We start from the raw sequence: 15,957 nt of genomic DNA, 5'->3' as shown, positions 1-15,957 counted from the left end.
CACAGGCGCCGGAATTTGAAAATAACCTCCTGCATGAGGAAACGGAACATGATCAAGATCAATGAGATTCAGGTTGGCAACGAACTGCCCTTCGTCCTTTTCGGCGGCATCAACGTCCTGGAATCCGAACAATTCGCCGTGGATGTCTGCGGTGAATACGTGCGCATCACCAAGGAACTGGGCATTCCCTATGTCTTCAAGGCGTCCTTCGACAAGGCCAACCGTTCTTCCATCAAGAGCTACCGGGGTCCCGGTCTGGAAGCCGGCCTGAAGATCTTTGAAGCCGTCAAGAAAGCCCACGGCGTGCCGGTGCTGACCGACGTGCACGAGCCCTACCAGGCCGCCGAAGTGGCCAGCGTCTGCGACGTGCTGCAACTGCCCGCCTTCCTGGCGCGCCAGACCGACCTGGTGATCGCACTGGCCAAGACCGGCAAGGTCATCAACATCAAGAAGCCGCAATTCGTCAGCCCGCCGCAGATGAAGAACATCGTCGAGAAATTCGAAGAAGGCGGCAACACCAATGTGATGCTGTGTGACCGTGGCGCGCAGTTCGGCTATGACAACCTGGTGGTGGACATGCTGGGCTTTGGCGTGATGAAGCAGGTCAGCGGCAACAAGCCGGTGATCTTTGATGTGACGCACGCGCTGCAACAGCGCGAATCCGGTGCCGCCGCATCGGGTGGACGTCGCGGCCAGGTGACCGAACTGGCCCGTGCCGGCATGGCACTGGGTCTGGCCGGTCTGTTCCTGGAGGCGCACCCGGATCCGACCAAGGCCTTGTGCGATGGTCCGAGTGCATTGCGGCTGTCGCAGCTCAAGGCGTTCCTGGAACAGGTCAAGGCCGTCGATGACCTGGTCAAGAGCCTGCCTGAGCTGGATACGCATTGAGCATGGCCGCATCGACCCAGACGCACCCGACCGCACTGCGAGGACGCCCGTGAGCGCCGCCGCCAACGCCCGCTGGATTGCCCTGACGCAGGTCGTCAAGATCGTATCCCAGCTGGTCAACATGTTTGTGTTGACCCGGCTGATCGCCCCTTCCGAATATGGTCTCATGGCCATGGCCGGGGTGGCGACCAACCTGGCCTTCGTGCTGCGCGACATGGGTACCGCTGCGGCCATCATCCAGAAAGCCGAAATCAGCGAGGCCGATACCTCCTCGGTGTTCTGGCTGAACATGGCTGGCGGAACTCTGCTGATGGTTTTGCTGTTAGCCACTGCCCCCTTGCTCGCAGGAACGTTCCACGAACCACGTCTGACCGAAGTGCTGTGGATACTGTCGTTGTCGTTCCCGATTGCGGCCAGTTCGACCGTGCACCAGGCGCTGCTGGAACGCGTTTCGCGCTTCCGGCTGGTAGCCGGAATTGAGTCCGCCTCCTCGTTGATGGCCCTGGTGATCGCCCTGGTGCTGGCCTACCGTGGCCTGGGGGTATGGAGCCTGATCGCGCAGGCGCTGCTGATGGCGGCTTGCACCACGGTGCTGATGTGGTGGTTCTCGCCCTTCCGTCCCAAGGCGGTATTTGACAGGGAGGCACTGCGCGGCGTCTTCAAGTTCAGCGGTTCCATGGCCGGTCATCAGTTGGCCAGCTACCTCTTCCGCAATGCAGACAGCTTCATCGTTGGCAAGATGCTCGGCATCACCGTACTGGGCAACTATTCGCTGGCCTACAAGCTCATGCTGTTTCCGGTCCAGAACATTTCCTGGGTCGCGGTACGCTCGCTGTTCCCCGTGATGAGCCGACGACAGGATGACAAGCCCTACATGGCCGCGCTGACGCTACGCTCCCTGAAACTGGTTTCGTTCATTTCGGCCCCGATCATGTTCGGCGTGGCCGGCGTCTCGGATCTGTTCGTCGACAGCTTCCTGGGTCCCAAGTGGTATCTGGTGGGCGGCATCCTCACCTTCCTTGCGATGGTCGGCTACGTGCAGGTCATTTCCAGCATCGCCAGCCCGGTGCTGATGGCACTGGGCAAATCCGACTGGCTGTTCCGCATGTCCATGGTGGGTACCCCACTGCACATCGTCGCCTATGTCACCGGCGCCTGGATCGATGGTGCCCGGGGCCTGGCGATAGCCTATTTGGTGGCTGCCATCATGATGGCGCTACCGGGCTTCTATCTGGCAGGCAAGGCCTTGTCGATCAGGTTTAGGGATTTCTTCCGTAGCCTGATGCCATCGGCGCTCAGCGGACTGGCCATGGCGCTGTTGCTGCAGCTTGCCCGCAAGCAGTTGCCGCAGTATTCGGGCCATCTGCTCTTCGCCATGCTGGTGGGCGGGGGCATCCTGTTCTGGGCTCTCACGGTGGGACTTTTCCAACGGCGGGAAGCGGGCGAGTTCATCCAGCTTGCCTTCCGTCGCCTCAAAAAATGAAGTCGTCCGGCGACAGAAAACCTATGGAATACCTTGCGCTGATCCGCACGTTCAACAGTCTTCCCCTGGTCGAAGAAGTCATTGGCTGCCTGCGCATGCAGACCTGCCCGCCAACGGCCATCATGGCTGTCGATAGCGGCTCCGATCCGGGGCAGGCACAGGCGCTGCGTGCGCTGGTAGATGTCTGGCTGGATGTATCGGGCCAAGCTTTCAACTACTCTCGCTCAATCAACTTGGGAGTACAGGCTGCCACGCTGGAGAACGTACTGATCATTTCCTCTCACGTGGTGTTGCGTGAGCAGGACGTCATGGAGCGCTTCTTCGCCGAGCTGGCCAGCAAGGGCGATCGTGTCGGGTCGGTCATTTCCAACAAGTCCCAGGCCTGGCTGGTGCGCCAGGTGAACAATGCCAGCTTCACCGGCGTCAACGGACTGACCAATTCGTGCAGCTTCGCGCCGACGGCCTTGCTGCGTGAATTGCCGTTCCGGGAAGAGGTGTTCGCTTCGGAAGATCAGGAATGGACCAAGCGCTTCCTGGCCATCAAGGCTGGTAGCCTGACCGTCGTCGAAACCGGCCAGATCGACTATCTCAACAAGCATTTCAGCTACAAGAAAAAATACAATGAAGAAATGGCCTTGGCCAGCTTCGTCGATACCCGCCGCAAAGGGCTACCGGCCATTCTGACGTGGCTGCTCAAGTCGATCTGGTCGATCTGCTTCCGCGGTGACAAGGCCAAGGCCGGACATCGCTTCAGGGTTGCGATGGGACTGTGCAAGGCACGCTTCAAGAAACCGGACATCAACTCCAAGTATTACTAAGCGACCTCTCCATGAAAATCGCCATCTTCGTCCTGGCCGACATGTTCGTGCCGCTCATGCTCAGTACCGGCAGTTGCCTGGAGCAGCACCATGGTCATCAGGTACGCTACCTGAACTTCCTGCCCCACGATCACAAGCTGCTGGCCAGCAATACCGACCAGCTCTACCCGCGCAATCTGGAAACGCTCGATGGCAGCAAAGAGGAGGCCAGCACCCTGTTCTCCCCGGACGAAGTGAAGGAAATGGTCGGCTTCATGCAGACCAAGCACGGCGGGAGCCTCAATGAATGGCATGGTCGCGTCAATACGGTGGCGCGCTATGTACATCGCTTCCTTGAAGAGCAACAGCCCGAGCTGTTCGTGGTCTGGAACGGGCAGGACCATATCGGACAGATCATCACCGTCTTGTGCCGTCGCCGTGGCATTACCGTGGTCTATCTGGAGAACGGCTACTTCGCCAACACCTTGCAGGCCGACCTGGGCGGGGTCAACGCTTCGGCCACACTGGCCTCCATGGACTTCGACGCGGTGCTGGCACAGGCGCGATCGCAAACAGCTGCCGTGGCGGCAGAGAAGGCGGCGCCCTCCTTGCACCTGCGTCCCCTGACCCGTACGCAACTGGCTGCGATCGCGCTGGCGCACCGCGCCAACCTGTCCTACTACGCGCAATATCCCGAGCAACGGGGCTTCAGCCGGATCAAGACCTGGAAGATCAAGCGCCAGCGCGCCGCCATCGCCAACGATGAGGCTACGCTGCCGGCGCAGTTTGCCTTCATCCCGCTCCAGGTGCACGACGATACCCAGGTGCTGCTCAATTCGAAGCTGGTGCACTCGGTGGAAGAGTTCTTCGAAACCGTCCATGCCGCGATCCGCCGCACCTGCGGACCGGACTACCCCATCATCGTCAAGGAGCACCCTGAAGACCTGGGCCGCTACGACTACAGCCAGTTGCGCCAGAAATATCCGGATGTCCTGTGGCTGCGCAAGTTCGACGTCGAACTCCTGCTGGATCGCGCCACCATGGTCTTCGTCATCAATTCATCGGTGGGCCTGCAAGCGATTCGCCGCAAGAAGCCGACGGTGGTACTGGGTGAATCGTTCTACTCCAAGCCGGAGATCGCCTTCGTGGTCAAGCGCCTGGACCAGCTCGATGCAACCGTGCAGCGCGCGGCAGCAGGTGTGGATGAGCAGATGTCCGCACGTATCGACGATTTTCTTGATGCCCTGGACCGGACTCTTTTCGTCAAAGGCACCTGGAAGCATCCCGCCTGCCTCCAGGCCGGACCGGCGCTGGCAGAAAGACTGCTGGCATTGCACGCCCGCAGCAGCAAGGCAGCCATCACGGCGCACGCAACGTCGCATCAGCGCATTGGTAACGTCTGAGACAGCGGCCCCGGCAATAAAAAAAAGGAGAGCCTGCAAGCTCTCCTTCCTTTTTTCATGGAGACTTCGCAGTCTCAGGCGCGCTTGTAGACGTCGTCAAAGCGCACGATGTCATCCTCGCCGAGATAGCTGCCCGACTGTACCTCGATCAAATGCAGCGGCAACTTGCCCGGATTCTCCAGGCGATGGGTGACCCCGATGGGCAGATAGATCGATTCGTTCTCGCTCAACAAGGTCACCTCCTCGCCACGCGTGACCAGGGCCGAGCCGCTGACCACCACCCAGTGCTCTGCCCGATGGTAGTGCATCTGCAGCGACAGCTTCTCGCCCGGCTTGACGATGATGCGCTTGACCTGGAAGCGCTCGCCCGCGTCGACACTCTCGTAGCTGCCCCAGGGACGGAAGACGCGTTTGTGATGAACGTGTTCGGTTCGCTTGGCTTGCTTCAACTTGTCGACGAAGACCTTGACGTCCTGGACCTTGTCGCGATGAGCCACCAGCACGGCATCATCCGTTTCCACCACCACCAGATCTTCCACACCCAGCACCGCGACCAGACGACTCTCCGCACGCACCATGGTGTTCTTCACCTGGTTCAGGTGCACGTCGCCACGTACCACGTTGCCATCGGCATCGGCCGGCAGCACTTCATGCAGCGCGCTCCATGAGCCCACATCGCTCCAGCCGATGCTGGCTGGCACGACGACGGCGCGGGTCGTGTTCTCCATGACGGCATAGTCGATCGACTCCGACGGCGAGGCTGCAAAGGCGGTCTCATCCAGACGGCAGAAATCGAGATCGTTGTAGGCCTTGGCCACGGCTTCCTTGACCGCCGCACCGATCAGCGGACGGTGTGTCTCCAGCTCGTTCAGGTAGTCACGCGCCTTGAAGAGGAACATGCCGCTGTTCCAGTAGTAACCGCCCTGCTGCAGGAAGCCCGTGGCCGTGGCCAGGTCCGGCTTCTCGACAAATCGCTCGACCAGGAAGTTGCCGCTTCCGGCGCTATCGGCAGCACCGCGCAGGATATAGCCGTAGCCGGTCTCGGGCTGGTTCGGCTCGATACCGAAAGTGGCCAGCGCACCTTTTTCCACAGAGGCCAGCGCACGACGCACCGCTGCATGGAAAGACAACACATCGGTGATGACGTGATCGGCAGGCAACACCAGCATCACCGCTTCCGGATCCAGTCGTTGCAGGTGCAAGGCAGCAGCGGCCACGGCGGGCGCGGTATTGCGCCCTTGGGGTTCGAGCATGATGCCCAGCGGGCGCACACCGATCTCGCGCATCTGCTCGGCGATCATGAAGCGGTGTTCATTGCCGCACACTACCAGCGGTGCCTGCACTTCCGGCCAAGTGCTCACCCGCGCAACGGTTTCCTGCAGCATGGTCTGCTCGCTGACCAGCGGAAGAAACTGCTTCGGATAGGCCGCACGCGAAAGCGGCCACAAGCGGGTGCCCGAACCACCGGAGAGGATGACGGGATAGATTTTGGGACTAGACATTAAGCACTCCTGGTTTACTGAATCGCACTGCGCGGTTTGAGACGGCGATCCCGTGCATCGTTCCATTGCTCGTCCGGCTGATCGGACGTATGTTTCATTTCACCCTCATGGGTGACGCTGTAGGCGCCATAGACAACACTGTTTTCAAAGGTCGTCCCACTGGCCACGCGAGTATATTCGAATAGTACGCTGCGAATCACCTTTGCACCGCTGCAGATATGGCTGCCATGGCCAATCCAGGCCGGGCCAACGATGGTGGAGCCTGCTGCCACGTGGGAGCCGGCGCCGATATAGACCGGACCTTCGATGGTGGTACCTTCCCATTCGATGCGGGTATTCAGGCCCACCCATACGCCCTCCTGGATCTGGGTGCCCGGCACGTACATCTGTGCTACTTCGCCCTTGAGCACGCTTTGCAGGACCGACCAGAAATCGGTGACATTGCCGATGTCGATCCAGTTGAAGAAGCGCTTCTGGGCATAGAACGGCAATTGTTTTTCCACCAGCAACGGGAACAGGTCGGCACCGATGTCGAAGAATTTGTCCTTGGGAATCAGCTCCAGTGCCGCCGGCTCCATGATGTAGATGCCGGTGCTGGCGAGGTTGGAGAGTGCTTCTTCCTGCTTGGGTTTTTCCTGGAAGGACTTGACCTTGCCATCCTTCTCGGCGACCACGATGCCGTAGCTGGAGACCTGCTCCATCGGCACTTCCTTGGTGATCACGCTCACCAGCGCGCCCTTGCGACGATGTTCGAACAAGGCCGAATGAATGTCCAGATCAATCAGGGCATCACCGCAGATGACCAGCGTGGTCTCATCGAAGAAGCCGCCGAATTCCTGGATCTTCTTCATGCCGCCGGCCGAGCCGATCGGGTCGGGGAAGACCTGTCCATCATCATCCACGTAGCCTTCGAAGGAATAACCGATGCGCGCGCCAAAGCGCTGACCTTCGCCGAAGTAATTCTCGATGCGGTCGTGCAGATAGCTGACGTTGACCATGATGTCCTGAATGCCGAACTTGACCAGGTGTTCGATCAGGTACTCCATCACCGGCTTGCCCAGGATGGGAATCATCGGCTTGGGCAGCGCATAAGTCAGGGGCCGTACGCGGGTCCCCTTGCCCGCTGCCAGAATCATTGCTTTCATGAGTACCTCTTCTATCGTCGATGTTTGAACGGAAATTGCTTCCCCTGAAGATCAGGTCACTGCCGCATTCAAGCCAGGGGATCAAGCAAATATTGTGCGCAGTGCAGCTCGAACTGCCGGCGCAGCGCAGCCGAGACACCCAGCATCGCCCACGGGCGACCGGCGGCGTGACATGCGCCGTACAACAGCATCAGGGATGCCAGAGCCGCGCTGTCGATATGAACCAATCCGGAGCAGTCCACCAACAATGAATGTGGCGAACCGGCCGCCGCCGGCAGGCGCGTACGCAGAAGCCCGATATTGGGCAATCCAATGGCCCCGGTGAGAGTCAGGATGCAGTCACCCTCCTGCTCCCGGACATCCATGATCGCCTTGTCGAACTCGATTGCAGCAGGTCCGGCCCGCCGCTGCGCCAGCACAAGTGGCATGACCCGATGGAGCAGCAAATCCAGCAGGCCGATACCGTCCTGCCAATAGCGCCGCCAAAGCTTGGGCTCCTCCTTGATGCGCCACAGCCATTCCATACCAGTCTTCTGGGCCCACACGGGCGCACGCGACACGGTTCCCGCCACGAAATTGACGACGGCGCCAAGGTGGCTGACCAACGGCACACGCAGGCGTGGCAGGTTATGCTGGATCCATGCCTGGCCCTTCTTGGCGCCCAGCGCCACCACCAGGAAGTCGGCGCCACTGGCATTGATGCGTTCCAGGGTGGACTCCTCGCTCATTTCTTCGATGCTGCCAAAGCCCGGGCTATCGAAACCCACTGCACACATGCCCGATGGCGAAGCATTGAGCTGTTCGCTGGCGCGTTGTGCCACACCCGGAGGACCACCAAAAAAATACACGCGCAAAGGCTTGCTGTGAGTCGGCTGGACAGCCTGGCGCAAGGCCTGGAAGAGGCTGGAGCCGGCCACACGCTCGTTGACTGGCAGGCCCGTCGCCCGCGCAACCCAAATCAGCGGCATACCATCGGCAATGGAAAGGTCACTCTGGATCACCGACAAGCGGAACTGCGGGTCGTCAAGGCAGGCGATGGCAAAGTTCAGGTTGGGCGTGGAAAGAAAGCAGCGTTGACCCTGAGCGGCGGCGTGCCGTGTACGTTGGACAGCCTCGGCCAGGCTGACCCGGTCGAACGGCAAACCGAGAATGCAGAATACCTCGCGGCTGAAGTCGGGAAGCATGGATACCGTTGGCTCCTGCGCGACGGCAAGGGCTGCCGAAGAGAGTTGGTGAGCATTATTCTGAATCACGTTTTGACCTTACCCACGCCACTTGGCGATTGAACAAGAATTTGAAATACAGCGGCAGCTTGCGCGCAACATAGCCGAAGGCACCCATCAGCTCACCCAATGTGATGACCTCGCGACCATATCCGCTCCATGCCAGCAACACCGCGCCTGCGATACACGCCACCAGCACGCTGGCGACCAGCACTGGCAGCACCGTGCCCAGCCCTACCCAGAACAGGGCCGTGAGCAACCATGCCGAGGCCACCAACATCACCAGCAATGCCAGCGGGGGTACGCTCAGGTCCAGTGCCAATCCGGCCAGCGCCGCACTGCCACGGCGGAGGGCGCCACCAAGCAAACGCGGCACGTAAGACTGGATGACACTCAAATGGCCATGCTCCCAACGCGTTCTCTGTGTCTCGATACCGCTATCGCTGGAAGGAAAGTAACTGTAGACCATCGCTTGCGGACAAAACAGCGCGGGCTCCCCTGCTTCAGCAAGATCCACACCCAGCTTCATGTCTTCGACGATGTGCCCGGTGGCCAGATCGGCACGGCCGATCTGCTGCCAGGTAAAGGCCATGCCGGTACCCATCAACTGACAGGGCAGACCGAGTTGATGAAATCCCAGCGGTCGTACCCAGTTCTTCACCAGCCAGGCGAACTCGGCGATCTTGCGCATCGGACCGGCACCCTCAGGCGTGTGCATCAGATAGAGCGCCTGTACCGGACGGCCGGTCCAGGCACACCGGCGCGCCAAAGTGTCGAGTGCCTGTTCACCGAGATAGCAATCGGCATCCACAATGATGACCACTTCCGGCGCATCGGCGGCCAGATGGGCTACCCCGTGGTCGAGCGCATAGCCTTTGCCACGCAATTCATCATGAAAGCGTTCTGTGACCTCTGCACCGGCAGCCCGTGCGATCTTGGCCGTCTCATCTGAACAATTGTCTGCCACCACCAACACCCGGTCGGCACTGCCCAACTGCCGGACAATGCCATGAACGACTTCGCTGATGCCGCCCGCTTCGTTATGAGCCGGCACTAGCACCGCGATTCTGGGCCGTTGCGGGCTCAGGTCAATCACGCTGGAAACACGCCGACGTGCCGAAACCACCTGCACCAGAAGCACCAGCACCGGCACCGCCAGCAGCGCCAGACCCAGCAGCAATACCACTTGCACAACCGAGATGATCATCGCCATATTCATTTCCTTTTGACTGCCACCGCAGCCAGACTCCACTCCACTACTCGCATTTAATAATGCCCTGTCGCAAGATTTCTGTCCGGCACTCGCGCCACCAAGGCTAACGCTGCCGCCTCCTTTGATGAGTATGCGGGAGCGCAGCATACATACCGCTTGCCGTGCACTACGCCCTGCCATCCTCCATTATGCGACAGTCCCAATGCCAGATGCTGCGTCGCATCAACAATATTTCTCACCCCACAGCTCGCCTCTATGAACAAGCTTGACGGAGACGAGCGTCCCTATTTGATCCATGAGACCCGTACCAGCGCACAATGATCGATATACTTTCCGCAAGCTCAAAAAAATTACTTACATTCTCGGTGATGCGTAGAACTTAATCCGTCTGCCCCGATCATCGCTAATCCACACCAACAGGAGTTGCTCATGCTACGGCCCCCCACCACACTACGACGCTTTCAACTGACCCTGGGATTGACCGCACTGCTTTCTGCGGCGCCCGGCTGGGCCCAGGAATGGGGTACGTATCTCAAGCCCTTTGCTGCCGATTCGCTCTGGAACAGTCGCCCGGTCAATCCGGTGTTTGATTCCTTCGTCATCCCTACCGACAGCTATTTCCCGACGGTGACCAACAACACCTATTCAACCGGTATCTTCCTGGCCTCGCCAGAGGATCCGCCGGTGACCATCACCGGACTGACTGGGAGCAAGGGCCTGTTCCACACCGATGACGAGAATTACCACGACATCACCATTCCTCACTGGCCCGCAGCAGCACACGCAGCGCCCGGTACGGACGGCCACGCCGACATCGTCGATCCGACCACCGGCATCGTTCACTCGCTCTTCAAGCTCAAGCAGGAAGGCACGAAGTGGACCGCCGCCATGTATGCCTGGACCAAGATCGATGGCCGCGGCTGGCCAGACCCGGGCCACTACTATCAGGGCGCACGCGCTACCGGCGTACCGGCGGCAGCGGGCATCATCCGAATCCATGAGGCTGCACAGAAGCCCCAGTACTATCCGCACGCGCTGGCGATGTCACTGACCTATTCCGGCTTGAGTCCCAACCCGGCCTACGTGTTCCCCGCTACCTCTGCAGATACCGAAGCCGCCATTCGCAACAAGGGCCGCATTCCCGAAGGAAGCCTGGTGATGCTGCCTCCGGACTTCGATACCAGCAAGATCACCAATGCAGAGGTTCGCCGCATTGCCGAGACACTCAAGCGCTATGGCGCATATATCGTCGATGCCAATATCGGCACGCCCTTCGTCATCTATGCCGAGATCGGTGCAGATGCCAACCCTTCACCCGGCGGATGGAACAATACGGTCGCCAACGAAATGCAGTCGATCCGCGCAGCACTGCGCCGGGTTGTCAGCGCGCAAAGCTGGATTGACGGCAATGGCAAGACCTTTACGCCCAACCAGAACCTGAACCTGCTCTCCATGCGGGGCAACTGGACCCAGCAATCCGGCAGCGTGCTGGGCCAGTTCAGCTCGTGGGACCAGGCCGTCGTGTTCCCCGCGACCAGCTCGACTTCCGAAGTGGTCAATTACAGCAACCGCGGCATGAACGCGGTGACCTGGGCCAAGCCGGTCAACGGTGCCACCTACAAACTGACCGCCCGCACCACCAACGGCGGCAAACTACGCATGAGCATCTACGACCAGTTGGTCGGCAAGGTAGTGTTCGACAGCGGCTACCTGGGCAATGGCGAAAGCAAGACTTTTACCTGGAGCGCCAGTTCGCCTCGCCTTGTGCTCTACGCGCAAAGCGGCGTGGGCAGCAAGTCTGCAGTTGGCGGAGAATTGCTCAAGGCTGACTGACACCGTCGGGCCGCGAACAAGCCGCAGTCTTGGACTGCGGCTTTTTTATTGCCCCGAACGGAACGGCAGCAATCCGTCTCGCTGCATCGACTGCAAGAGGTATTTCGAAGCCGCCAGGCTAATGTGCTGATCGTCGTTGTACAGATATGCACCGTCGATCTTGGCCTGGCACTGAGTTGCCGAACAAAACAGCTCAACCGGATCAAATACCGTCGCCTTCGGATGCAGCTGACGCAGTTCATTCACGGCGGCATCATAGGCTTTACGAATCTCATCATGCTCTGCCCGACTGAAGGCACACTCTCGCATCGGACCTGCGCCGAAGCGATTGACACAGGCATGCGGATCCAGCTTCAAGAACGGTACATCGGCGACGAACACCACCTGCTTGCCTTGTGCAAGAAAACTCTCGATCAGGGCCCCATAGCCCGACAAGAATGCCTCGCGCTGACTCAAGGCATGGTCGTTGACCTTGTACTGGGAAGGCAGATCGAGATTGCCCCGTGGATACGCACCGCTAATCACTACGATACGGATAGACGGGAACTGCTGGCCGACAGCAATCGCCTGTTGGGCAATCGCGGTACAGTTGTTCGACCAGCGCCGCACATTGGCCGGCTTGTAGGGTAGATTGGGATAGACACGGCAGGCATGACCGGCCACCATGATGGAAGGCAGTGCCAGCTGCCGGCTGAAGATCGCCGAATGCAGCGCCATCACATGGCTATCGCCCACGAACAGAATCTGCGGTGTTGCCGAATTGGAAAGGCAGACCTCTTCGTTGACCGGATCGAGGTGGTTGAGACGAGTGCAGCTGCCATCGGAATTGCGTGAGCCATTGAATACATCAGAACGGGCCAGGTAATCCAGCTTCTCGTTGATGGGACGTTGCGGGAATCCTCCGTTGTGATAGATGACACCACCGGCCAGTCCCACGACGACATTGACCACCAGCAGCGTCCACACGATGCGTACGCCACGGGCGTGACGCAGGGGACGCTCGATGAACAGGAAGGTGCCCCACGCCAGCAACACTGCCACCACGACCGCCAGCAGACGCCATTGCTGGGGTGCAGTCTGCCCGGCAATGATGGTCGCAAATGACAGTAGCGGCCAGTGCCAAAGATACAGCGGATAGCTGATCAGCCCGATGCCGACCATGGGCTTGCTGGCCAGCACCTTGCGATTGAACCAGGCACCCGGCCCTGCAGACAACAGCAGAAATGTCCCGACACAAGGCAGCAGTGCCCACCATCCGGGGAAACTGCGGTCGCCGTTGAGCAGTACGAACCCGGTCACCAGCAAGGCCAAGCCCATCCAGGACTGCAACTGCTTGCCGCGCGCATTGAGATCAGGACGGTGCAGATTGATGTAGGCCAGCGTCCCGCCCACCATCAGCTCCCAGAATCGTGCGAAAGGGGAATAGAAAGCAGCGGTCTGGTCATGGTCGACCAAGTGCAGATTGATGACGAAGGACACCAGCGCAATCATGCCGACAATGCGCAGGAAGCCCCACTTGCGCTTCCACACGAAGGCCAGCAGCAGCGGCCAAAAAAGATAGAACTGCTCTTCGATGGCCAGGCTCCAGAGATGCAGCAAGGGCTTGGTCTCGGCGGAGTTATCGAAGTAACCGCTTTCACGCCAGAACAGGATATTGGAAATGAACGTAGAACCACCCAGCAAATGCTTGCCCAGCTGCCCATACTCATCGGCAAAGAGAATGACGCCACCAGCCACGGCGCATACGATCATCACCGTCATCAGGGCAGGGAAAATACGCTTGACCCGGCGAACATAGAAATCGAGGATACTGAACCGCTCATGCTCGAGGTTGTTGAAAATGATCAGCGAAATCAGGAACCCAGAGATGACAAAAAAGATGTCGACGCCGATGAAGCCGCCTTTGAACCACTCCGGGAAGGCATGAAAAATCACCACCGAACCGACTGCGATCGAGCGCAGGCCGTCAATATCGGGACGATATTTTGGATGCAGCTGGGGAACGTCCGGGCCGGCCGCAGGTGCAAGCGGCGAAACACCAGGTGCGCCGTTCGCAGGGAGGATATGTTTCTGGATTGGGGCCATTTTCAGAATTTTTCGAGCAAGCGCCTTGCTAGCGGAGTCGCGCCCTGACCACCCGCAAGGGCGTATCAATGAGTCGATCCACCAACACGGCAAAGCACCAGGAAACGACCAGTGCCATCAGGATATTGAGCGGCGCATACGGGGTTAGCCCATCCACATTGTTCAGCATCACGTAGTGGGCGAGATAAATGGAATAGGAATAAATGCCGATGCGCCTGATCCAGGCTACATTGAGCCAACGAAATGGCCAGAGTTCCGGATTGGTCACGGAGTAATAGAACAGCGGCATGAGTGCGACGCCTTGCAGCGAATAACGCAAGGTCTCGCGGAATATCTCGCCGCGCACGACCAGGGTACTCAACAACAGCAGCCCGCCTGCCAAGATCGCGGTAATACGCAAGCTCGGGCTTTGCAGCTTCCGATGCCATTGCGACGTCTGCGGCAAGGTCGCCAGAATACATCCATAGAGCATGGAATCGATGCGTGTATCAGTGGCATAGTAAGTACGCTCTGTGCCCACGCCGACGCTCAGCACCAGATAACAGCGCCATGCCAGAAACACCAGGCATGCCAGGCCCAGGTACAACGGCAAGCGCTGCCGCTGCGCCTTGCGCAGTGACAGCAGCAGCAAGGCCGGGAAGAAGAAGTAGAAATGCTCCTCTACCGCCAGCGACCAAAATACACCAGTCCCCTGCGGCACCGTATGGGCGGCGTCGAAGAACAGTCCATAGTAATTGGCAAAATAAAATAGCTGCGCGAGGAAACCTGGCCAAGTGGCATAGCCTTTGAAGATGCCTAGATGGGTCAACCCATAGGTGGCAACCAACACAAGCAACAACGGCGGCGTCAAGCGCAGCAGGCGACGCAGATAGAAGTGCCTGATGTTGATGGTGGCGGTACTGGCATATTCGCGCAGCAGCAAGGTGGTGATGAGATAGCCGCTCAGGAAGAAAAAGATGGTCACGCCCAGGCCACCCGGCACGAGCTTGCCCATCCCCGCGTGGCTGGCTGCTACGATCAGGATCGCGACTGCCCGCCAGCCATCCAGGGAGGCGATATCCTGGTGCTTGGTATGCACCATGCTCATACTGCGGTCTCCGATGCGGGGCGATGCGCGCTCGTCGGAACTGAGAATAGTTGAGCCAGCTTGGTCGCCTCGGTATCAATGGAGTGTCTTGCTACCGCTCGCACATGTGCGTTCTCTCCCATACGCTGCAGTTGTTCAGGCGTGGCGCTCAGGCAGGCTTGCATTGACTCCACCAGACGCCCGATGTCGCCGGCGGGAAAGAGCCAGCCATTCTGCCCATCCAGAACCAGTTCAGGGATGCCGGCGATGAAGGTGGTCAATACCGGACGGCGCAGCGCCATGGCCTCCATCACAACCACCGGCAGACCTTCTGCAAAGCTGGGCAAGACCATGGCACGTGCCGCCAGCAATTCCTCCCGGACCTGGCGACTGCTGATCCAACCTGTGATGCGGATCTTGCCCTGCAAGCCGTAATGCGCAATACGCTCTTCGATCTGCGCGCGCATCTCACCGTCGCCAGCCAGCACCAGTTCAAATTCGATACCCTTGCGTGACAACTCGGCTGCAGCCTCTACCAGCAGCAGTTGTCCTTTCTGCTCGCAGAGGCGGCCCACGCAGACCAGACGCGCTGCCGACTGTGGCTGCAGCGGCGCATCCGCATAGAAGCCGCGATCCAGGCCGCAATGCACGATCGCCACCTTGGACCAGGCGCTCTGTTCCACCCAGCGATACAACTGGCTTTGACAGAAGGAGGTAATGGCAACCGTAAATGCGGAACGGCGGATCTTTTCATCCAGCCCCAAGGCCAACGGCTTGTCAAACTCCTCGGGACCGTGCACCGTAAAACTGTAGGGAGCCCCCCCCAGGCAGTGGGCCAGCATGACGATCTCGGTGGAATTGGTTCCGAAGTGCGCGTGGATATGGGTAGCGCCAAATGCACGTGTCCATTCCACCACCTGTGCGGCCTCCATGAGGTAGACCAGGTGATAGATCAGGCCGCGTTCACCGCGCCGAGCCATCTTGAAGGCCAACCCCAAGGCGGAGAGAAAGCCCTTGGGATTGATCACCATCTGGCGGATCAGGGGTGCCAGCAAGCCGCCAACGCCCTTCTTGAGGATGTAGCGGGTGCGGTCGCGTTCGCTGCGGTCGTCGTCATCGACAATCTCGGCATCCCATCCGCGCAGCGCGATGCGATCAATGTCAAAGCCTTGCGCTTCGACCGCCGCGATTTCGCGGCGGATGAAGCTGTGACTGACTTTCGGATACTGATTGATGAAGTAGGCGATTTTTTTTGTCATGGCTGCGTTGGGTGAGCAATATCCTTCCCGCCTTGTCTGCGGGAAGAAGACGATGGAGCT

12 protein-coding genes are annotated in these 15,957 nt (G+C 59.5%); 5 read left to right on the top strand and 7 right to left on the bottom strand.

Translation table 11 applies throughout. The features are described from left to right. Positions 1–48: 48 nt before the first annotated feature. The 4 genes from kdsA to HNO82_RS00685 are packed head-to-tail and all read left to right on the top strand — an operon-like array spanning position 49 to position 4,571. Positions 49–888, top strand: a complete 840-nt coding sequence (gene kdsA / locus HNO82_RS00700; RefSeq protein WP_008328078.1) for a 3-deoxy-8-phosphooctulonate synthase — start codon at positions 49–51, stop codon at positions 886–888. Between the two features lie 49 nt (positions 889–937). After that, positions 938–2,371: a lipopolysaccharide biosynthesis protein gene (locus HNO82_RS00695; RefSeq protein ID WP_175342427.1), complete on the top strand. Its 1,434-nt coding sequence runs from the start codon at positions 938–940 to the stop codon at positions 2,369–2,371. 23 nt (positions 2,372–2,394) lie between these two features. Next, complete coding sequence (locus HNO82_RS00690) at positions 2,395–3,189, top strand: glycosyltransferase family 2 protein (RefSeq protein ID WP_175342426.1); 795 nt, start codon at positions 2,395–2,397, stop codon at positions 3,187–3,189. 11 nt (positions 3,190–3,200) lie between these two features. Next, positions 3,201–4,571, top strand: a complete 1,371-nt coding sequence (locus HNO82_RS00685; RefSeq protein ID WP_175342425.1) for a capsular polysaccharide export protein, LipB/KpsS family — start codon at positions 3,201–3,203, stop codon at positions 4,569–4,571. A gap of 74 nt (positions 4,572–4,645) precedes the next feature. On the opposite strand, the gene HNO82_RS00680 is transcribed toward HNO82_RS00685, so the two are convergent. From HNO82_RS00680 to HNO82_RS00665, 4 genes are all read right to left on the bottom strand, one after another. Next, entirely contained in the window at positions 4,646–6,073 is a 1,428-nt protein-coding gene (locus HNO82_RS00680; protein WP_175342424.1) for a mannose-1-phosphate guanylyltransferase/mannose-6-phosphate isomerase, read from the bottom strand. Positions 6,074–6,087: 14 nt separating this feature from the next. Then, on the bottom strand, positions 6,088–7,209 hold the full coding sequence (locus HNO82_RS00675; RefSeq protein ID WP_175342604.1) for a nucleotidyltransferase family protein: 1,122 nt from the start codon (positions 7,207–7,209) through the stop codon (positions 6,088–6,090). A gap of 77 nt (positions 7,210–7,286) precedes the next feature. After that, positions 7,287–8,402, bottom strand: a complete 1,116-nt coding sequence (locus HNO82_RS00670) for a WecB/TagA/CpsF family glycosyltransferase (RefSeq protein ID WP_175342423.1) — start codon at positions 8,400–8,402, stop codon at positions 7,287–7,289. A gap of 55 nt (positions 8,403–8,457) precedes the next feature. Then, on the bottom strand, positions 8,458–9,654 hold the full coding sequence (locus HNO82_RS00665) for a glycosyltransferase family 2 protein (protein ID WP_488927352.1): 1,197 nt from the start codon (positions 9,652–9,654) through the stop codon (positions 8,458–8,460). A gap of 429 nt (positions 9,655–10,083) precedes the next feature. On the opposite strand from HNO82_RS00665, the gene HNO82_RS00660 reads away from it, so the two are divergent. Continuing rightward, on the top strand, positions 10,084–11,487 hold the full coding sequence (locus HNO82_RS00660) for an Atrophin-1 multi-domain protein (protein ID WP_249776899.1): 1,404 nt from the start codon (positions 10,084–10,086) through the stop codon (positions 11,485–11,487). Positions 11,488–11,532: 45 nt separating this feature from the next. Here HNO82_RS00660 and HNO82_RS00655 read toward each other — a convergent pair whose 3' ends face one another. The 3 genes from HNO82_RS00655 to HNO82_RS00645 are packed head-to-tail and all read right to left on the bottom strand — an operon-like array spanning position 11,533 to position 15,897. After that, on the bottom strand, positions 11,533–13,572 hold the full coding sequence (locus tag HNO82_RS00655) for an acyltransferase family protein (RefSeq protein WP_249776898.1): 2,040 nt from the start codon (positions 13,570–13,572) through the stop codon (positions 11,533–11,535). Positions 13,573–13,600: 28 nt separating this feature from the next. Next, positions 13,601–14,653 carry an acyltransferase family protein gene (locus HNO82_RS00650; protein WP_249776897.1) on the bottom strand — a complete coding sequence of 351 codons (1,053 nt, stop codon included), beginning with the start codon at positions 14,651–14,653 and terminating at the stop codon, positions 13,601–13,603. 2 nt (positions 14,654–14,655) lie between these two features. Continuing rightward, positions 14,656–15,897 carry a glycosyltransferase family 4 protein gene (locus HNO82_RS00645; RefSeq protein WP_175342421.1) on the bottom strand — a complete coding sequence of 414 codons (1,242 nt, stop codon included), beginning with the start codon at positions 15,895–15,897 and terminating at the stop codon, positions 14,656–14,658. Between the last annotated feature and the right edge of the window lie 60 nt (positions 15,898–15,957).

Origin of the sequence: Herbaspirillum sp. C9C3 (assembly GCF_013359625.1) — a bacterium.
Taxonomy (GTDB): Bacteria; Pseudomonadota; Gammaproteobacteria; order Burkholderiales; family Burkholderiaceae_D; genus Herbaspirillum.
The sequence above is the reverse complement of the archived record's forward strand: the minus strand, read 5'-3'. Positions and strand labels throughout refer to the sequence as shown.